Origin of the sequence: Clostridium sp. AM43-3BH (assembly GCF_003479985.1) — a bacterium.
Lineage (GTDB): Bacteria > Bacillota > Clostridia > Lachnospirales > Lachnospiraceae > Otoolea > Otoolea fessa.
Window position 1 is genome coordinate 239136 of the sequence record NZ_QUIH01000001.1, and the last position, 18420, is coordinate 257555.

Here is an 18420-nt window from a genome sequence, read left to right on the forward strand (position 1 = left end):
AATCCTTTCTATAGATAAAATCAATTTTTAATGATTCTGTGATAAAATCCAAAATTAAAATGAATAGTAGACAGGTGAAAACAATCTCTAAAGAAGAGTGTAGCTTTATTTATTGAAAATATCAATAAGTTTATAGCAAATATCAATATAAACGATTTTACCATAAAAATACAGGATGTTATACTTGTCTGCGGAAAGTATGGATAGATCCATGAAATGTACGCGCTTGAAATTTTTCTTGTTTGATTTTGTGAGATGATTTTTTTGCCAGATGCACTCAAATTTCTGATATGTATTGATGAAATGCGAGTGTGGTGCGTGAAATCACCCACAATGACGAGGGTGAGAAAAACTTTAAGAGTACATGAAATAAAAAAGGAGGCAGGTATGAAAGTATTTGACAAGACATGGAAGCTGGCAGTGGCAGGCGCGCTTGTGGGTGTGCTGGCAGCATTGCTGGCGTATTTTGGAAATCCGGCCAATATGGCGATCTGTATTGCGTGCTTCGTACGTGATACGGCGGGCGCGCTGAAACTTCACTCAGCAGCACCGGTTCAGTATTTCCGTCCGGAGATTGTAGGATTTGCAGTGGGAGCATTTGCAATCTCACTGGTGACGAACGAGTATAAGGCGACAGCAGGTTCTTCACCGATGATCCGCTTTGTTCTGGGTGCGATCATGGTAATCGGCGCGCTGGTATTCTTAGGGTGTCCGCTGCGTATGGTTCTGCGTATGGCAGCCGGTGACCTGAATGCGTATGTAGCGCTGGTTGGATTTGCAGGCGGTATTGCAACTGGTTCGTTCTTCCTGAAAAAGGGATTTTCACTGGGCAGAGCGTATGAGACGCAGAAATCAAGCGGATATGTGCTTCCGGTGCTCCTTTTGGCGCTTTTTATCATTGGAGCAGTAACAGGCGTATACGCAGCCAGCACGGAAGGACCGGGAAGCAAGCACGCACCGGTTCTGATTTCCCTGGTTGCGGCTCTCCTGATTGGTGCATTGGCACAGAAGAGCCGTATGTGTTTTGCAGGCAGCATCCGTGATGTGATTCTGATGAAAAACTTTGATCTGCTCAGCATTATCGGCGCACTGTTTGCAGTCATGCTGATTTTTAACCTTGCAACTGGCAATTTCCATTTGAGCTTTTCCGGTCAGCCGATCGCGCACTCCCAGCATCTCTGGAATATTCTGGGTATGTATGCCGTTGGATTTGCAGCCGTTCTGGCTGGCGGATGCCCGCTGCGTCAGATCATTCTGGCAGGGCAGGGCTCCTCGGACAGTGCGGTAACCTTTCTGGGAATGCTGTTAGGGGCGGCACTTGCACACAATTTTAACCTGGTTGGTGCGGCAGCAAAAGCGGCAACCGAGACAGAGGCAGCCGTTTTGGGTGGTCCGGCGATGCCGGGCAAAATTGCCGTAATTGTATGTATTGCCCTGTTATTCGTGATTGCAGCGGCAAATATGAAACGTAGAAAGAAATAAAGAAAAGAGGAAACGGAAAATGTCAGATTTTGTTGAGGTAGATGTGCGGGGACTCTCCTGTCCGGAACCGGTTTTGATGGTGATGGATGCGATGGATGAACATCCGGGAAAACAGATCCGTGTGCTTGGCGATGAGGCACACACCCGGACGAATATTGAGCGCACGTTGGAGTATCATGGAAAAGAGGGGCACACCAAGGTACTGGAAAACGGATGTTTCACCATTACCTTTGAAGCGTGATGCTGCTCTGGAATATTAAATAGGTGGAAATGATGAGGCAGAAACGGGAATATCGGATTTTTACCTTTCACACGACGGCTGCGGCGGTGGAGATGGAGGCATTCTGCCGGGAACAGGGAATCAGAGGGCGCCTGGTGCCTGTCCCACGCGAACTCTCAGCAGGCTGTGGAATTGCCTGGCGGATGGAACCGGCGGAATATGAACGGTTTCAGGGAGTGATTGCGGAGAGCCAAATTGAGATCGAGCAGAGCTGTGTGGTTATGAATTAAATAAAATGTTATGTTAGAGCAGGCATCATAGAAAAAGTATATAGGAAAAAGCGGCGGTATCGGCAGTGGCGAGACATTCAAAAAAGAATGGAGCGCTGACTGTGTGATACCGCTGCTTTTTGGCGTGTAAATCGAGGTCAGAATGAGGTCATTGAGGTCAGAAATCAAATCATGGCCTCGATGACCTCATTTGAGACCTCGATGATCCCAATATTTTGAAATATTATTCTCCCGCCTTCGCCTCCTCCAGCAGCCGTGCAATCTCCCCCCGCACCAGCGAGAATGCAACCTCATTCCGCCCGCTGTTGGTAACCACATCCGCATAGGCGCGGGTCGGTTCTACAAAGAGGGCATGCATCGGTTTGACGGTGGTCAGATACTGGTCGATGATGTTTTCGATATCGCGTCCGCGCTCTTTCGTGTCACGTAAGATTCAGCGGAGGATGCGCTCGTCGGCGTCGGCATCGACGAAAATGCGGATGTCGAGCAGATTGCGGAGTGCTTCGTCATAGAGAACGAGAATGCCCTCCAACAGGATAACCGGGCGCGGCTCGATGTGAATGGTCGCTTCGGCGCGGTTGTGGTTGGCGTAGTTGTAGGTTGGACAGTCGATTGCCTCCCAGTTTTTCAGTTTGTTGAGATGCTCAAGAAGCAGCTCCGTCTCAAATGCATCCGGGTGGTCGTAGTTCAGCTTTTTGCGCTGTTCAAATGGCATATCGTCGTGGGCGCGGTAGTAGTTGTCGTGGTAAAGCACGGTTACCTGATTACCAAATGCGTCTTTCAGACGGTTTGTAAAAGTGGATTTTCCTGAACCAGTTCCTCCGGCAATTCCGATGATAATAGGTGATTTTCTATTCACTGTGGTTTCCTCCATTTGTAAGTTTTATCTCAGTCGAGAAGAGTCCCACCTCTTTAGGTGGCGAGTAATAGCAAATTTGTCTCAGTGGGAGGTGGGTCTCCGACTGAGATAAACGCTCCGCGGGGATGCGCAGTGATTCTGTATGGAATATGTCAGCTTCGCTGACCAGAATCACGCGCCAAGTCTCACGGACGTTCGACTTGAAAACTGGTTCATTTTTATACAAAAACCAGTCCTTCTGTATATTCATTTTGAAATACGCCGCTGCGCTTCATCCGCACCGTCTGGTATAAATGCGAGGCGTACACCTCCTGCTCCAGCAGCGCGAGCGCCGACGGGGAGAGGTTCTGGGCGGCATCTGCCATTTTAGTGATGAGGGGGATGCTGCTTTTTTTATGCAGACAGGAGAGCAGAGGGCTGCTCTGCCTGCGAAAACCGAGAATCCGTGCATAGAGTGCATAGCCCTCGTCCTTCCACCGGGAAATATCTTCCTCGCGCATACCGAGTACCAGATGCAGAAGCGCACGGCTGACACGCGTGTAGGTAAGCTGGCGCGTCTTTAATGCCTGAATCCGTTCTTCAAAAGAGAGAGGAAAGTAAGGTGGTTTTGCAAGGCGGGCGGCAAGCTCCGGGGAGAGATCTGCGATGCGGGATATAGCCTGCGTATTGGTATCAACAGACAAAGTGCTGGAAGGCATAACGACGTTTGTGGCAGCAATGGAACCTTTCGCTGAAGATTTCTGCATCTGTAAAACAGCCATATTTAAAAGTTCTGAAAAGTCATCCGTAAAAACGGGAAGTGCACCTGCGTATGCGGGATGCGTCACGGCTGGCAGATGAGGTATTAAAATATTAAATAAAATCTCACTTTTTGAATCAGAACCCGGTTCCTGTTTTAGTGAAGCTGGACTATCTGCTGACAGATTTTCATAGCTCTTCCGAACTATCCCGCGAATTGCCGAAGCGGATGGAAACTTTGCTTCAGACAGTGCATCCTCATGATATCCGCTTCCCTCCCGCGAAATCGTATAAAATTCCATCGGGCTGTGCAGATCTTCCGCCGCCCGCAGATATTCAATCCCAAGGATATTATTAGGGGAGTTTAAAATGGAAGACCATATATGAGAGTTCGACACATCTGTATTTGCGTGAAAATCTTCTACATTTTCAACTCTTGTCCCGCCCGCCTGTGTTTCTCCCAGCGCCTTCGCCCGTGCCTGCGGATAAGTCAGTCCCGCCTTCAACCCTTTCCGCAGCCGTTCCTGAAATTCTGCCGATTCGTGGTTCAGCGCAGAAGCAGCCTGCTTAAGGAATTCAATCTGCCCGCATTCACTGCCGAACACAACGGCATCCACACCGATCGCCGACAGAAGCGCGACTCCATAGGCGGCAAATTCATGCGCCGAAGCGGTAGAAAAAGCGACCGGCATCTCAAGTACCAGGTCGGCACCGGCGAGAAGAGCGGCTTTTGTACGACGGTACTTATCAAAGATGGCGGGTTCGCCGCGCTGGACGAAGCTGCCGCTCATCAGGACGACGCAGTAGTCTGCGCCGGTCAGTTCCCTTGCCTGCTGCATATGATACAGATGTCCGGCATGGAACGGGTTATATTCGGTAATTAAACCAACGATTTTCATAAATTTCAATCCTGTTTTTTGCATTTTTGCGAGGAATTTTGTAGCAGCCTATTTATAATAGAAATAAAAATAAAAGACTGTTGCTGTTGCGGCAGAAAAATCTGTAAAAAATAGCAGCCATTTTCTGCTTCATTTACATTATATAGTGGAAGTGTGGGAGCGTAAAGGGAAAATTATAGTGCATCTTGTTAAAAATTTAATTAATCAAAAATTTGAAAATCGCTCTTGTATACAATAAACAACTGGTATATAATGTTAGCAGTAATAGACACACACTTATGAAAGGGGTTTTATAACCATGGCATTTATTGACAAGATTAAGGAAAGAGCAAAAGCAGACAAGAAAACCATCGTTCTTCCAGAGTCAATGGACAAGAGAACATACGAGGCAGCTGAGAAAATTCTGAAAGAGGGTATCGCAAATCTGATCATCATCGGTACTCCGGAAGAGATTGAGAAAAACGGCAAAGGCTTCGACATTTCCGGTGCCACCATCGTTGACCCGTACAATGATCCGAATAAGCAGAAATACATCGACAAGTTCGTTGAATTAAGAGGCAAAAAAGGTGTTACTCCGGAAGTCGCAAAAGAGCAGATGGAGAAAGACTATATGTACTATGCTTGCCTGATGTGCAAGTGCGGCGATGCTGACGGCGCTGTATCTGGTGCATGCCATTCTACCGGCAACACCATTCGTCCGGCTCTGCAGCTTCTGAAGACCAAACCGGGTATCAGCTCTGTATCTGGCTTCTTCCTGATGGAAGTTCCGGATTGCGAGTTCGGTGAGAACGGTCTGTTCGTATTCGCTGACTGTGCAGTAAACACTGACTTCGATTCCAACAAGCTGGCTGAGATCGCTGGTCTGTCCGCAGAGAGCTTCAAGATGCTGGTTGGCGCAGAGCCGAAGGTAGCTATGCTGTCCTATTCTTCTATGGGTTCCGCTAAACATGATGATGTTACCAAGGTAGCAGATGCAGTTAAGATCGCTCATGAGAAGTTCCCGGAACTGAAACTGGATGGCGAGCTTCAGCTTGACGCAGCACTGGTTCCGTCCGTAGGCGAGGCTAAGGCACCGGGCAGCACCGTAGCTGGACATGCTAACACCTTAGTATTCCCGTCCCTGGAAGCAGGCAACATTGGTTACAAACTGGTTCAGAGACTTGCAAAAGCTGGCGCTTATGGTCCGGTTCTTCAGGGTCTGTCCATGCCGGTAAACGATCTGTCCAGAGGATGCTTCGCAGACGATATCGTAGGCGTAGTAGCTATCACAGCTGTACAGGCTCAGCAGGCATAATTAATACCAATTGGAATCAAATGGATGGAGAACTGGCACCGCGTCAGAGAATCTTAAATCCGTTTAATTAAGAATTAAAAGTGATAATTACAGTTCAGCCCGGTATTCATACATAATCCTGCAGTTCACAACAGGGCAGTGCAGACGTTTTTGCAGATGCTTCCGTGTGAACCGCATATAGAGAGAATACCTGCGGCTGAATTGTGATGTTATAAAGAAAGGAATCTATTACCATGAATATTTTAGTTATTAACTGCGGAAGTTCTTCCTTAAAGTATCAGTTAATCAACTCTGAGACAGAGGGCGTTCTGGCTAAGGGTCTTTGCGAGAGAATCGGCATCGACGGTATGCTGACTTACCAGCCGGAGGGCGGCGAAAAAGAGAAATCTGAGATCGCTATGCCGACCCATACAGAGGCTATCAACGCAGTTCTGGCAGCCCTGACTAACGAGAAGAGCGGCGTTATCAAGAGCCTGTCTGAGGTAGGTGCAGTTGGACATCGTGTCGTACACGGCGGCGAGAAATTTACTTCTTCCTGCTTAATCAACGACGAGTCCATGAAAGCGATCGAAGAGTGCAACGATCTGGCACCGCTTCACAACCCGGCAAACCTGATCGGTATTCGTGCCTGCCAGGAACTTATGCCAGGCGTACCGATGGTAGCTGTATTTGATACCGCTTTTCATCAGACCATGCCGGATGTCGCTTACACCTACGGTATTCCGTATGAATACTATGAGAAATACAAAGTTAGACGTTACGGCTTCCATGGTACTTCCCACAGCTACGTATCTAAGAGAACCGCTGAGATCGTGGGAAAACCGTATGATCAGATGAAGATCATCGTTTGCCACCTGGGTAACGGCGCCAGCATCTCCGCTGTAAACTGCGGCAAATCTGTAGACACCAGCATGGGTCTGACTCCACTGGAAGGTCTGGTTATGGGTACACGTTCTGGTGACCTCGATCCGGCTATCATCGATTTCGTAGGTAAAAAAGAAGGTCTGTCCCTGGATGAGATGAACGAAGTCCTGAATAAGAAATCCGGTATGCTCGGTATCTCCGGCGTATCCAGCGATGGTCGTGATCTGGAAGCAGCAGCTGAGACTGGCAACAAGAGAGCACAGCTGGCCCTGGACGTATTCGACTACCGCGTAATCAAATATATCGGTGCATACGCAGCAGCTATGAACGGTGTAGATGCAATCGCATTTACCGCTGGTATCGGTGAGAACAACATCAAGATGAGAAAAGATGTTTGCAGCAGCCTGACCTACTTAGGCGTTAAACTGGATGAGGAGAAGAACAACGTAAGAGGTGAGGAGAGAATCATCTCTGCTGACGACTCCAAGGTTCAGGTTCTCCTGGTTCCGACCAACGAAGAGCTGGCTATCGCCCGCGAGACTCTTGCACTGGTAAAATAATTAAATATGAATTAAAATTTGCAAAAATATGTAAAATTAATCATTGACAAACGCGCTCGACCTTTGTATAATATCAAAGTGCGTATTAGGAGATTAGTATGCTGATTCATTTATCGGAACTTTTTAACTGCGAGGGTAGAAAGAAAGTCTATACAGTCGAGACTGCGCTGGACTCTGTTGATTTTGACGGAGAGACGTTTCAGATTGAGAAGGCTGAGCCTTTTGAACTGGAACTGACGGCTAAGACACGGCATAAGTATACGATGAGTGGTCATGCGACGCTGACGGTGGGAGGTCACTGTGCGCGTTGTCTGGAGCCAGTATCTTTCGACTGCGAACTGGATTTTGGACGAGAGTTTGAGGTGCAGGACGGTCAGGAGGAGAGTTTAGATGATGAACCCTTTATGAAGGGGTACAATCTGGATGTAGACCAGTTGGTTTGCAACGAACTGCTACTGAGCTTGCCTATGAAAGTCCTGTGCAGAGAAGACTGCAAGGGGATTTGCAATAGATGTGGTACAAATCTTAATCTTCGGACTTGTACCTGTGACACTAGGTCGCTCGATCCAAGGATGTCGGTTATCCAGGAGATATTCAATGAATTTAAGGAGGTGTAACCATGTCTATCTGTCCTAAGAACAAATCTTCCAAAGCAAGAAGAGACAGCCGCAGAGCTAACTGGAAAATGAGTGCTCCGAACTTAGTAAAGTGCAGCAAGTGCGGTGCTCTGATGATGCCTCACAGAGTGTGCAAAGCTTGCGGAAGCTACAACAAGAAAGAAATCGTTAAAGTAGAAGACTAATTCAATACTTTAATATCAGGGGTTAGGTCGTAAAGACCTAACCCTTATGTACAAGTCAATATCCTACTTACATAATATGTATTAGGGATAGGGGCGCAAGAGCACTTTGATTGCTTTTGTAGTTGTAAAATATCTTTCATTTTCTTATTTAAATGAGTTGCAAGTTGTTTTTAGCGGAATGGTTTTATTTTTTTTATCATACAAACCTACTAAAACAGTCGGAAAGATGGATTTAACACATTACTCCCACAAAGAAAATGAAATGAAAACAGACGGAGGAGTTATGACAAACGAAACGAAAAAGTATGCGGAAACGTATGGAGGAATGGCAGGAGCAGTTCTCCCGCTGATTATCATGATGGGAACGATGATCTTCATGGTTGCCTTTGGAATGCGTTCTACCAAAAATTTCTGGTCGGCTGGTTATTTTGCTGTTTTGGCTGGATTTCTTGTATATAAGGATAAGAAAGCATTTCAGAAAGCGCTGATCGACGGCGTGCGCGACAATATTTTTGCATTTATGATCGCCTGTTTCTTATTTGCGGGCGTGATGTCGAAGATTCTGACAGCATCGCATCTGATCGAAGCACTTTTATATGTAATGACAAAGATCAACATGTCACCGGCACTGATGCCGATCATCTGTTTCTTTATCTGTGTGGTGCTTTCCAGTGCAACCGGCAGTGCGGCGGGTGCGTTAAATACAGCCGGACCTCTTCTGATTCCGCTTTCCGTCGGAATGGGCTGTAATGTCAACCTGATCTGCGGTGCGATTCTGGCAGGCAGCTGTTTCGGTGATAACCTCGCACCGATCTCGGACACGACGATTGCATCCTCTCTGTCCCAGGAAGTCGATGTCATGAAGGTTGTCCGTTCCCGTTTTAAATATGCACTGATCGCAGGTGCCATTTCTGTGGTTGGCTATCTGGTATTTGGCTTTATGGATGCTGGAAATGGTGTTTCTGCTGAGATGGCGGCGGTTGACGCAACCTACGCTTCCAGCATCGTATTCCTGATTATCCCAGTTCTGGTGGTTGTGCTGATGCTGCGTGGCAGCGGACTCTTTACCTCTCTGTTAGTCAGTGAGATGGCTGGTTTTGTTTTACTCTTTGCATTTGGTTATCTGACACCGGCAGAGCTGGTTGCGAAAGATGGTCTGATTGCGAATGCGTTTGACGGTATGTTAAGTTCCATCATTTTCATCCTGTTTATCTTCGTTATGGTCAGCCTGATCAGCGAGGCAGGTGTGCTGGATGCGATTCTTGTATGGATGCGTAAATATGCGAAATCTGAGAAGTCGGCAGAAATTGCAGCCGGTGCGATGGTCAGCGTCATGGGTATCGTCATCAGCAGCGGTACTTCCGCCATTTCTTTCTGTGGCCCGATCATCCGCAAGCTGCTCCGCCCATTCAAGATTGACCGTGCCCGTGCGGCTAACTTCCTGGATGGTCTTGGATGTGGCGTCGGCTATCTGGTTCCGACAAACCCGGGGTGCCTGAACCTGGCGGCGATCGCGGTTGCCAGTGGCGTTGTGTCCGAGGGCTATAACGCGGTATCTTTTGTTGGCTACAACTTCCACAGCATGGCGCTGACGCTGGTTTTCTGGTTTGCAATTCTCTCTGGATGGGGAATGAAGCATGAGACAGACGAAGAGCTGGCGGCAGATGGAGTCGTGATTGAAGACGGCAATTCTGGGAAATAAAAAAGAATAGATTTTTGGCGTACATACATGACAGACGATAAAAAAGAATTTATAATAGAGTCTGTGTGAGAAAAAGAACAACTGTGCTATATCATCTGCATTGAAGCCGATTGTATATGGGAAAATCAGGTATATAGCATGCTTGCTATAGAAGAGAGGTTCAAATACGTGGGAACAGCAGAAAAATATTTAGATGCTGCGAAGGCAGCCATGAATTTTATCAACACAAGAAAGAGAACGGATGAGGAAGGTATCTACTGGACGCTTGCAGATGCGGCGGCGGGAAAGCCGAGCTATTATGACGAAATATGCGTGTACGCAGGTGCTTCGGGCATTATTTGTTTTCTTCTGTCTCTGTATGAAGATACACAGGATGCGGCATATCTGGATGAGGCGAAAGAAGCGGGCTGTTATCTGGAATACCGTTGGAGAAAGAGACGCGAACTGAAACGCAATTTCTCCCCGTATGCATTTTCAACCGGATGGGGCGGCGCCTCGTTTGCCTTGCTTCAGATGTATCTTGTAACGAAGGACGAACATTACCGCGCGCTGGTAGAGGAGATTCTCGACCAGGCGGTTCGGGATGCAATCCCGGTCAAAGAAGGCGAGGGCTATTACTGGTCCACATATCCGGGCATCGTCGGAACCGCGGGAACCATTCTCGTTATCTTAAATGCGGCTGAGAAATTGGGACGCGAGGACTGGAAGGAGTTTGCGGTCAAAGCAGGACGCTATTTTCTGACAAGAGGACGCGATATGGGAAATGGAATGATCTGCTACACGGGCGTCGATCCGACCTACTTTGGCGCTGGAAAAGATTATATCGACCCGAATTTCCCGATGGGAACCGGCGGAATCGGATTCCTGATGCTGAAGCTTTACGAAGTCAGCGGAAAGAAGGAATTTCTGGATGCGGTCAAGGGCGTGCCGGAGTATATGGACACGGTGGCAGTCAAGATGCGTGCTGGAAAATTGCTTCCGCATGCGCTCCCGGATCGTCCGGATCTCTTTTATCTGGGCTACTGCCACGGACCGGCAGGAACCAACCGTTTCTACTATGAGCTGTACAAATTCAGCGGCGATGCGAAATACCGCCATGAGATCGAGGAGCTTGTCAAAGGACTTGAGGCGACCGGTGCACCGGAGAAACGTTCGGCTGGATACTGGAATACGGAAAATATCTGCTGCGGAACCGCAGGTCTCTTAAATATGTACCTGGGGCTCTGGGCGGCATTTGGCGAAGAGCATGATCTGGAGTATGCGAGACGCTGTGCAAAGGTGCTGATGGATACGGCGGTCTTCGAAGATGGTGCGGACGGCGGACAGGCAAGCTGGAAATTTGCGCTTGATCGCGTAGCACCGGAACGCCTGAGCACGCCGATTGGTTTCCTCGACGGTGCGGCAGGTATCGGTTCGGTTCTCCTTCAGATGGCGCGGGCAGAGCGCGGCGATTTCCATACGGTAAGAGCGGTGGATGATCCGTTCCCGGAGAGAAAGTTAGAGAAGTAAAATGGCTGTTCAGGCAGAGGTGCTGTTTGTGGGCGGTATATTTGAATGTGTTTGAAATAAAATGTGCTGTGAGATAGTTGCTGTTCACGTATGTGTGAACAGTAACGTGAGATACTGATACTATGTAGATGGCGGTGTTGTATGCAAAAAGGTGTACAATACCGCTATTTTTTGTTAATATAGAGAAGAAGGAAAAAAGAGGGATAATGTTTATAAAAATCACGTTAGGAGGTTTTACATATGAAAAAGGGAAAATATTTACTTTTGACCGTCACAGCCGCCGCGCTTCTGGCGGCGATCCCATTTCAGGCATTTGCGTCGAGGGATACGGAGAACCGCAGCCCGGTTGGCTCGATCGGCTTAAATGTTTCGTCCTCGATCCATGTCGGTGATGAGAGTTCAGATGTGGATGTTTCGCTCGATTTCGGTGACTGCGATATTTCCAATGTTGATGTGATCAATGAGCCGTCCGGCAAATGGGTGGACAAGGATAAGCCAAAGCTGGAGGTTACTCTGGAGGCGGACGATGATTATTATTTTAAATCCGGTTATGCGAAAAAGAATGTAACCCTGAGCGGTGACAGTGCGACGGTTACTTCTATCAAGCGCAAGGGCGATGAGGAACTCCGGGTCGTGATCACCCTGAAAGCTTTAAAAGGAACCTCCAGTGATTACAGCCTGGATGTAGATGAGGCAGAGTGGGATCAGATGGATGGCGTTGCAGAGTGGAACGGCAGTGAGGATGCGAAATACTATGAGCTGCGCGTTTACCGGGATGAGAAATTTTTAAGTACGGTAAAACCGGGAAAAGAAACGAAATACAATCTTGGACGTTATCTTACGCAGGCGGGAACCTACACGTTTGATGTGCGCGCGGTTTACAGCGATTCACGGCACGGCGAATGGCAGACATCGGATTCCTTCACAATCACGGCGGAGCAGGCGCAGGAAATTCAGAAGACGCTTGTCTTCAAGGAAGCAGGCAGCGGTCCGGCAGCCGGTGCGTGGGAACAGGATGCGCTTGGCTATAAATACCGCAATTCCGATGGAAGCTATGTGACCAATAACTGGCAGCAGATCGGCGGTGTGTGGTATTTCTTCGATGAAAATGCATATTGCAAGACGAATACCTGGGTGTTCTGGAATGGAAAATGGTATTATCTGGATGTAAACGGCGCGATGTTAGTTAATACGACGACGCCGGACGGCAAGCAGGTCGGGGAAGATGGGGCGCTTCTGTAAAATTTTTAAGAAACAATTTTGATGAAAATCCGTCAGGGAAGATGGAGACAGAATTGTAAAATAGATGTGAGAAGAGGCAGATTGCACGGAATATGCGGTCTGTCTCTTTTACATTTAAAAACAGAGAAAAATAAAGAGAATATTTGCAAACAGAACGATGATAGAATGAAAATACATACATGAAAAGAGTGCTGAAGGACAAGCTGGCAGTTATTTCTGATGGAATAAAAAAATTAACAAAAAGAATACTTGCATATTGTGAAATAAGTAGTAAGATAGAGGTGGTATCTCATGACTGCCTATTTTTTAACAATCTAGGGGAAGGGGCGGTCTGAGAAGAGACTGCAAGGGGTTCTAAGCCAGTATGGAGGATGGCAAAAAAAGGACTGACAAAGGAGGGGCACAAAGATGGCAGCACAAATTTTGGCTGTGATTATTTTTATTGTAATGTTTGGACTTATCATCTGGGATCACATTGAGAGGCATATCGTATCGCTCGGATGCGGGCTTCTGACGCTGGTGCTGGTGTTTGGCATCTGTATGCACAGTGAGGCGGCAGCGGCGGAGACACTGAGCCTGCAGAGCTTCATGGTTCCGAACTTCTGGTTTCAGACTGAGGCGGCGGCAGAGTCCTCGAGCGGCATCAACTGGGCGACGATTCTTTTTATTGCCGGTATGATGCTGATGGTGGAGGGTATGGAGCGCGCGGGATTTTTCCGGTGGCTGTGCCTGACAATCGCCAAGGCGGTACATTATAAGACGATCCCGATTTTTATTTCATTTATGCTGATGTCGGCGTTTCTGGCGATGTTTATCGACAGTATTACCGTTATTCTTTTTTTGGCAGCGGTCACGGTAGAGCTGGCGCATCTTCTGCATTTTGATCCGATTCCGATGATCATTTCAGAGATCTTCTGTTCGAATCTGGGCGGCTCTGCGACGATGTGCGGCGATCCGCCGAATATCATCATCGGAACCTCGCTCGGATATTCATTTAAAGATTTTATTTTAAATACAGGTATGATGGCGGGTGTTTCGCTGATTTTTATCGTACTGTTTTTCTATTTTTCCTTTAGGAAAGAATTAAAGGCGAGTGAAAAGCATGACGAAGCGGTTACATATCCATCCCCACAGGAGGCGATCGCGGATCGGAAACGGTTTGCGGTCAGCGTGGTGATCTTTGCGGCGGCGATCGTGATGCTGGTGACGCATGCACAGACGGGACTGACAGTTGCGACGATCGGCGTATTTATCGGTGCTTTTTCGCTGCTGGCATCCGGCGGTGAGGCGCTCAGCATGATTAAGAAGCTTGACTATAAGACGCTGCTATTCTTCATTGGTCTTTTTGTCGTGGTCGGCGGCATGGAGCAGACGGGCGTCCTAAATTCTTTAGCAGGGATCATTGACGCAGTCAGTGGAAATAATGTAAAATGGGTAGTAGCGATTGTGCTGTGGCTGTCGGCGCTTGCGAGTGCATTTGTGGACAATATCCCATTTGCGGCGACGATGATCCCGGTTATCCGGAGTCTGGCGCAGGCAGGCGGCATGGATCTCTCGGTTCTGGCGTGGGCGCTTTCGATGGGTACGGATATTGGCGGCTGCGGAACTCCGATCGGAGCCTCGGCAAACGTAGTTGGTATCTCAGTGGCAGCGAAAAACGGACATTTTATCGGCTGGGGGAAATATTGCCGGTATGCAGCTCCGGCGACGGTGCTGGTAATCCTGATTTCCATGGTTTGTATATATGCGAGATACTTTTAAGGGGGCTTTTATATGGAGGAGAGGAAAAACAGAGTGATCATCTCGGTCAGCAGACAGTTTGGCAGCGGCGGACACAAGATAGCGGAAGCGCTGGCAGAGCATTTTGAACTTCCGATTTATGATCATAGGATGCTGGACAGTATTGCCAAGGAAAAGGGTGTGGATCCGCGTGTGCTGGAAAAATACGACGAGAAGCCGCTAAACCGTTTTCTGGCGCGCAATGTCAGCGGATTTTCAAGCTCTCTGGAGAACAATCTGGCGCAGATGCAGTTCAGTTACCTGAAAGACAAGGCCGATTCGGGGGAATCGTTTGTGGTAGTTGGACGGTGTGCGGAGACGGTTTTAAAGGAATATGACGGACTGATCACGATCTTTGTGCTGGGCGATGAGGAAACACGGGTGAAGAGAATCGAGCAGCTGCACGGACTTTCAGAGGACGAGGCGAAACGTCTGGTAAAGACGAAGGACTGGCGGCGGAAATCCTACCACAACTGTTACAGCCGCGGACGCTGGGGAGATTCCAGAAATTATGACCTTTCGATCAACAGCAGCCGGCTGGGAATTGAGGGAACGACGAAGATGCTGGAGGAGTATGTGCAGGCGCGGATGGACACGATGCAGAAATAAAATAATAGAGATATCGAAGGAAAAGAGAAAGGGGAACGTGTGCATAGGCGGCGCACGTCCCCCTTTCCCTTTTTCTGCCGAGGTGTTATACTGTTACTGTTCCCGGGTGGGCACGTTTGGAACCGAAAGTGCCGTAAGAAAACGTGGTGGCAGCAGGAATTTGCCGTATTTAAATGCGAAGCCACAACAAATTCCGTTACTGGGCACGTATGCGTGAACAGTAACGTTATACTAAAAAATATGGAATTAGATAGAAAAATCGTATTTGCTATCTGTTCGATCTTGTTTTATAGTATATAAGATATTTAATAGGAGTTTGATGATATATGACAGAGTTAAAAAAAGAAAAAAAGACCGGTCTCGTTCTGGAGGGCGGCGGGATGCGCGGTATTTACACAGCGGGCGTCCTGGATGTGTTTTTGGATCATGATATTTCATTTGACGGCGTGATCGGCGTCTCGGCGGGGGCAGTGCATGGGGCTTCGTTTGTGTCGGGGCAGAAGGAGCGGAGCATCCGCTATTATAAAAAATACTGCAATGACAAGCGTTTTATGAGCTTTGAAAACTGGCTGCGGACGGGAAATCTGGTGGACGAGCAGTTCTGCTTCCATGATATACCGGAACGGCTGGATCCGTATGATTACGAGGCATTTGACCGGGGAAATACACGGTTTTATGTGGCATGCAGCAATGTGGAGACAGGGAAAGCAGAGTATCTGGAGATCAAAGATATGTTCAAAGATGTCGAATATTTCCGTGCGACGGCATCCCTTCCGTATGTGTCCCATATGGTCGAGGTTGGTGGAATGAAGCTTCTGGACGGCGGCTGCACGGACAGCATTCCGTTGCATGCGTTCGCTAAGATGGGGTATAAAAAATGCGTCGTTGTGCTGACCCGTCCGGCGGGCTACCGCAAGAAACCGGGCAATTTCTGGCTGCCGGAGGCGGCATATCACAAATATCCGGCGTTCGTGAGGGCGCTTCGCAGCCGCTATTATTTCTATAATAAGACGGTGGAATGGATCGATCGCCTCGAACAAGAGGGAAAAATTTTTGTTATCCGTCCGAGCGTGGCGCTTCCAATCGGCAGAACCGAACATAGTGTTGAAAAATTGCAGGAGACGTATGATATCGGCAGGAAGGATGCTGCCAATCAGATGCATGCAATGGAAAATTGGTTCAAATCTTATTGATTTATAGATTGATCTCTAGTATAGTAAAGATTGATGTAATGTGGCTGTGGACAATAAAAAGCGGGACAGCTGCAGCGTGACGATGAAAGAGCGATTCGTTCGGACCACATATGCCGCAGTGGCGGAAGACAGGTTTGGTATGTGTATCGCTATAAATTATAGAAGGAGAACACGCAATGGTTAAGATAGCAGTAGATGCCATGGGGGGCGACAACGCACCGGGTGAGATCGTGGCAGGTGCCGTGATGGCAGCCCAGTCGAGGGAAGATATTCAGATTTTCCTGATCGGCAAGGAAGAAGTCGTATCAGAAGAATTAAAAAAGCATACATATAAGAAAGAACAGATCGAGGTTGTCAATGCAACTGAGGTCATCGAGACGGAGGAACCGCCGGTCAATGCGATCCGCACGAAGAAAGATTCGTCCATCGTGGTCGGCATGAATATGGTCCGCAGGGGTGAGGCGGATGCATTCTGTTCCGCGGGCAGCTCCGGCGCGATTCTGGTCGGCGGACAGGTGATCGTCGGCAGAATCAAGGGCGTTGAACGTCCGCCACTGGCTCCATTGATTCCGACAGAAAAGGGTGTATCCCTGCTGATCGACTGCGGCGCCAATGTCGATGCAAGACCGTCCCATCTGGTACAGTTTGCAAAGATGGGCTCCATCTACATGGAACACGTGGTTGGCATCAAGAATCCGCGTGTGGCGATCGTCAACATCGGTGCGGAGGAAGAGAAGGGCAATGCGCTGGTGAAAGAGACATTCCCGCTCTTAAAAGAATGTAAGGACATCAATTTCATCGGCAGCATCGAGGCACGCGAGATTCCGCACGGCGGCGCGGATGTCATCGTTTCTGAGGCATTTGTCGGAAATGTCATCCTGAAACTCTATGAAGGTGTTGGTGCAACCCTGATTTCCATGGTAAAACAGGGCATGATGACGAGCCTGCGCTCAAAGATCGGCGCATTGCTTGTAAAACCGGCGTTGAAGACGACGCTCAAAGCATTCGATGCGAGCCAGTACGGCGGCGCACCGCTTCTGGGATTGAAGGGGCTGGTTGTCAAGACGCACGGAAATTCCAAGCGCATCGAGGTGTGCAATTCGATTCTTCAGTGTGTGACCTTTAAAGAGCAGGCGATTAATGAAAAGATCAAGGAAAGTCTGTGAAGCTTTCGTGAAATTATAAAATGTAGCGAAAAAACGATATGTTTTTAATCAATCTAGAATTCTAAATATTTTAAAATAAGTTCATAGAAAGGAAGAAAATTATGGAATTTGAAAAATTACAGAACATTATCGCGGAGGTACTGAATGTTGAAGCAGATGAAATTACGTTAAATACGACGTTTGTGGATGATCTGGGCGCTGATTCGCTGGATATTTTTCAGATTATCATGGGAATCGAGGAGGCGTTTGATATCGAAATTCCGACTGAGGAGGCAGAAAAGATTGTATCTGTGGGCGATGCAGTAGAGCAGATCAAGAACGCACTGAACTAATTCAATGTTTGTTAAAAAGTTATAGAGAAGTCTGTCAGGCAAAGGGGCTGGGCGGGCTGCCGAAGGGCAGGATCGCGACAGCTCCTTTCCAAAAAGAACGGATGTTTGACTCTGGCTCACAGACACAAATAGCAATGATTGCCGGAATCAGTCAGCAGCAGGACAGGCTGGAAAGAGAGAAATATATGGAGTATACATTAAATAAATTGGAAAAACGGATTGGCTATTCGTTTCAGGACAAGAAGCTTCTGGAACACGCGATGATACACAGTTCGTATGCCAATGAGCACCATCTTGGAAAACTGGGATGCAACGAGCGTCTTGAATTTTTAGGCGACGCGGTGCTGGAAGTGGTATCGAGTGATTTTCTGTTCCGCACGTTTCCGGAGATGCCGGAGGGCGATATGACAAAGACACGTGCGAGTCTGGTCTGCGAGCCGACGCTTGCATTCTGCGCACAGGAGATCGATCTGGGTGGATTTTTGCTGCTTGGAAAAGGCGAGGATGCGACCGGCGGACGGGGGCGCGATTCGGTGGTGTCGGATGCGATGGAGGCACTGATCGGTGCGATTTATCTGGACGGTGGTTTTGCTAATGCAAAAGAGTTTATTCATCGATTTATTCTCAACGATATGGAACACAAAAAGCTCTTTTATGATAGCAAGACTATCTTGCAGGAGATTGTGCAGGGACACACAGACGAGACACTTACATACGTTCTTCTGAAAGAAGAAGGACCGGATCACAACAAGAGCTTCGAAGTGTCCGCGATGCTGGACGGTCAGGAGATCGGCCGCGGCATCGGACGGACGAAAAAATCAGCGGAACAGCGTGCGGCGTACCGTGGGATCCTCACTATCAGAAAACCGCAGGAGTAGGT

Annotated in this window: 18 protein-coding genes and 1 pseudogene; 17 read left to right on the top strand and 2 right to left on the bottom strand. The window is 48.1% G+C overall.

Annotation, left to right across the window (positions count from 1 at the left end; all coding sequences use genetic code 11):
* Window positions 1-333 precede the first annotated feature (333 nt).
* From yedE to DW931_RS01050, 3 genes are read left to right on the top strand one after another with little or no spacing between them, the layout of a single operon-like run.
* Entirely contained in the window at window positions 334-1482 is a 1149-nt protein-coding gene (gene yedE / locus DW931_RS01040) for a YedE family putative selenium transporter (protein WP_279220873.1), read from the top strand.
* 19 nt (window positions 1483-1501) lie between these two features.
* Window positions 1502-1723 carry a sulfurtransferase TusA family protein gene (locus DW931_RS01045; RefSeq protein WP_118481752.1) on the top strand — a complete coding sequence of 74 codons (222 nt, stop codon included), beginning with the start codon at window positions 1502-1504 and terminating at the stop codon, window positions 1721-1723.
* Window positions 1724-1755: 32 nt separating this feature from the next.
* Window positions 1756-1992 (top strand): DUF3343 domain-containing protein, encoded by a 237-nt coding sequence (locus DW931_RS01050; RefSeq protein WP_118481753.1) that lies wholly within the window; start codon window positions 1756-1758, stop codon window positions 1990-1992.
* Window positions 1993-2215: 223 nt separating this feature from the next.
* Here the strand turns inward: DW931_RS01050 and udk are convergent.
* Both udk and DW931_RS01060 read right to left on the bottom strand, forming a co-directional pair.
* Window positions 2216-2866 (bottom strand): annotated as a pseudogene (udk, locus tag DW931_RS01055) (uridine kinase).
* Between the two features lie 203 nt (window positions 2867-3069).
* Complete coding sequence (locus DW931_RS01060; protein ID WP_118481754.1) at window positions 3070-4488, bottom strand: nucleotidyltransferase family protein; 1419 nt, start codon at window positions 4486-4488, stop codon at window positions 3070-3072.
* A gap of 298 nt (window positions 4489-4786) precedes the next feature.
* On the opposite strand from DW931_RS01060, the gene pta reads away from it, so the two are divergent.
* From pta to rnc, 14 genes are all read left to right on the top strand, one after another.
* Entirely contained in the window at window positions 4787-5782 is a 996-nt protein-coding gene (pta, locus tag DW931_RS01065) for a phosphate acetyltransferase (RefSeq protein ID WP_117795259.1), read from the top strand.
* A 233-nt stretch (window positions 5783-6015) separates the two neighbouring features.
* On the top strand, window positions 6016-7206 hold the full coding sequence (locus tag DW931_RS01070; RefSeq protein ID WP_022360442.1) for an acetate kinase: 1191 nt from the start codon (window positions 6016-6018) through the stop codon (window positions 7204-7206).
* Window positions 7207-7304: 98 nt separating this feature from the next.
* The gene (locus DW931_RS01075) at window positions 7305-7823 is read left to right on the top strand and encodes a DUF177 domain-containing protein (protein ID WP_022360443.1); all 519 of its coding nucleotides are present in this window, start codon (window positions 7305-7307) and stop codon (window positions 7821-7823) included.
* A 2-nt stretch (window positions 7824-7825) separates the two neighbouring features.
* The gene (rpmF, locus tag DW931_RS01080) at window positions 7826-8008 is read left to right on the top strand and encodes a 50S ribosomal protein L32 (RefSeq protein WP_003499726.1); all 183 of its coding nucleotides are present in this window, start codon (window positions 7826-7828) and stop codon (window positions 8006-8008) included.
* A 226-nt stretch (window positions 8009-8234) separates the two neighbouring features.
* Window positions 8235-9710 carry a Na+/H+ antiporter NhaC family protein gene (locus DW931_RS01085; protein ID WP_207664427.1) on the top strand — a complete coding sequence of 492 codons (1476 nt, stop codon included), beginning with the start codon at window positions 8235-8237 and terminating at the stop codon, window positions 9708-9710.
* Window positions 9711-9878: 168 nt separating this feature from the next.
* Window positions 9879-11219 carry a lanthionine synthetase LanC family protein gene (locus DW931_RS01090; protein ID WP_182429107.1) on the top strand — a complete coding sequence of 447 codons (1341 nt, stop codon included), beginning with the start codon at window positions 9879-9881 and terminating at the stop codon, window positions 11217-11219.
* Between the two features lie 240 nt (window positions 11220-11459).
* Entirely contained in the window at window positions 11460-12461 is a 1002-nt protein-coding gene (locus tag DW931_RS01095) for a hypothetical protein (protein ID WP_118481757.1), read from the top strand.
* A gap of 179 nt (window positions 12462-12640) precedes the next feature.
* Window positions 12641-12796: a hypothetical protein gene (locus DW931_RS16035; RefSeq protein ID WP_207664428.1), complete on the top strand. Its 156-nt coding sequence runs from the start codon at window positions 12641-12643 to the stop codon at window positions 12794-12796.
* Between the two features lie 73 nt (window positions 12797-12869).
* Window positions 12870-14222: an SLC13 family permease gene (locus DW931_RS01100; protein WP_118481758.1), complete on the top strand. Its 1353-nt coding sequence runs from the start codon at window positions 12870-12872 to the stop codon at window positions 14220-14222.
* Window positions 14223-14234: 12 nt separating this feature from the next.
* A complete protein-coding gene (locus DW931_RS01105; protein ID WP_117795265.1) occupies window positions 14235-14849 on the top strand; it encodes a cytidylate kinase-like family protein in 615 nt (204 codons plus the stop codon).
* 326 nt (window positions 14850-15175) lie between these two features.
* Entirely contained in the window at window positions 15176-16042 is an 867-nt protein-coding gene (locus tag DW931_RS01110) for a patatin family protein (protein ID WP_118481759.1), read from the top strand.
* A gap of 176 nt (window positions 16043-16218) precedes the next feature.
* On the top strand, window positions 16219-17208 hold the full coding sequence (plsX, locus tag DW931_RS01115) for a phosphate acyltransferase PlsX (protein WP_106999768.1): 990 nt from the start codon (window positions 16219-16221) through the stop codon (window positions 17206-17208).
* Between the two features lie 101 nt (window positions 17209-17309).
* A complete protein-coding gene (gene acpP / locus DW931_RS01120) occupies window positions 17310-17540 on the top strand; it encodes an acyl carrier protein (protein WP_106999769.1) in 231 nt (76 codons plus the stop codon).
* Window positions 17541-17725: 185 nt separating this feature from the next.
* Window positions 17726-18418, top strand: coding sequence for a ribonuclease III (rnc, locus tag DW931_RS01125; RefSeq protein ID WP_107000387.1), 693 nt, complete (start codon window positions 17726-17728; stop codon window positions 18416-18418).
* The last annotated feature ends 2 nt before the right edge of the window (window positions 18419-18420 follow it).